This window comes from Mycobacterium sp. SMC-18 (assembly GCF_045310895.1).
GTDB lineage: Bacteria > Actinomycetota > Actinomycetes > Mycobacteriales > Mycobacteriaceae > Mycobacterium.
This window is the reverse complement of the sequence record NZ_JBJIAL010000122.1, coordinates 1-1551: the sequence shown is the minus strand read 5'-3', so window position 1 is coordinate 1551 and position 1551 is coordinate 1. Positions and strand designations below refer to the sequence as shown.

General features: G+C 64.5%; 1 protein-coding gene. It reads right to left on the bottom strand.

Features of this window, described 5'->3' with window-relative positions; translation table 11 throughout:
* Nucleotides 1–113 precede the first annotated feature (113 nt).
* On the bottom strand, nt 114–1551 hold a 1438-nt coding region (gene ltrA, locus ACJH6J_RS30370; protein ID WP_406805032.1), incomplete at its 5' end, for a group II intron reverse transcriptase/maturase.

Sequence of the window (1551 nt, the reverse complement as noted above, 5' to 3'; positions counted from 1 at the left end):
GTGAAAGTCGGCCCGGGACGCGGTGACAACCGTTGGGGCTGTTCCGTTTTCCCGGGCCGCTTCCCGAACCCGGCGTGCACCTTTCAATGCACCGGGCTCTCCACAAGACCCGGTCAGGCTGCTGTGGTGTCCTCCTCGTCGGTCGGCCAGGGCGAGGGAATGACCGCACCGCGGTAGCGGTAGCGGGTGGTGCCGATCTTCTCCAGATCGATCAGCATCCGGTCCTCGGTGGTTGGCCACCAGCCGCCGCCGCAGTAGCGGCGGCGCAACTGTTTCCAGGTCGATTTGCGGTGTTTTCGGCGCAGCCAACGCCACACCGTCTGCCACGTGTAGTGGCTCAGGTAGGAGAAGGTCGCCGAGGACACCCCGGCCCGGAAATATCCCGCCCAGCCCTGCAGCGTCGAGTTGATCCGGCGCAGCAGGTCATCGAGCGGCTGGCTGGGTTCGACTGTTCGGCGCAGCGTCTTGATCTTCCGTTTGACCGCCAACACGGACTTCGTGGACGGATGAACGTAGACGTAGCTGCAGCTGGTGCCTCGTTTGCGGCGACGCTGGATGTGCCACCCGAGAAAGTCCAGCCCCTCGTCGATGTGGGTGATCAGGGTCTTATCCGGCGACAGACGCAACCCCATCGTCGCTAACACGGCGGCGATGTCCTCCCGTAGTGCTTCGGCCTGGGCTCTGGTGCCCCGCACCATCAGACACCAGTCGTCGGCGTAGCGGACCAGCCGAAAGTTCGGCTGCCCGTGACGAAGTCGTCGAGCACGCTCCACCGAGCCGGTGGCCGGACCACCCGGCAACCCGGCGATGTGTTCGTCGAGCACCGACAACGCCACATTGGCCAACAACGGCGAAAGAATCCCACCCTGCGGGGTTCCGGCGGTGCTGTCCGCCAGCAGGCCGTCCTCGGTGAAGATGCCCGCCTTGAGGAACGCCTTCACCAATCCCAGGACACGGTTGTCCCCGACGCGTCGACGCACCCGGCCCATCAGGGCCGTGTGGTCGATCTCATCGAAACAGGCCTTGATGTCTCCCTCAACAACCCAGTCGTAACACCGGGGACGTGTTGCGAGGTAACGCACTTCGGCCACCGCATCATGAGCGCGGCGCTTCGGACGGAAACCGTAGGAACACGGCAGGAAATCCGCCTCGAAGATCGGCTCCAACACCAACTTCAACGATGCCTGGACCACCCGATCGGTCACGGTGGGAATCCCCAAGCGGCGCAACGCACCACCGGTTTTGGGGATCATCCGCTCGCGCACCGGCAACGGGCGGAAACTGCGGTCCCTTACCTGCGACCGCAGTTCATCGAGGAACGCCTCGATACCCTGCCCAGCCGTGATGGACGACGCGGTGCGTCGATCGACCCCGGCCGTGGCGGCACCCTTGTTCCCGCTGACCCGATCCCACGCCACCAACATGAACGCGGGATCAGTGACGAGGTTGAACAGATCGTCGAACCGGCGATGAGGATCATCGCGTGCCCAACGGTGCAGCTTGGTCTGGATCTTCAGTACCCGTTGCCGCGCCAGCATCAGCGCCAACTCC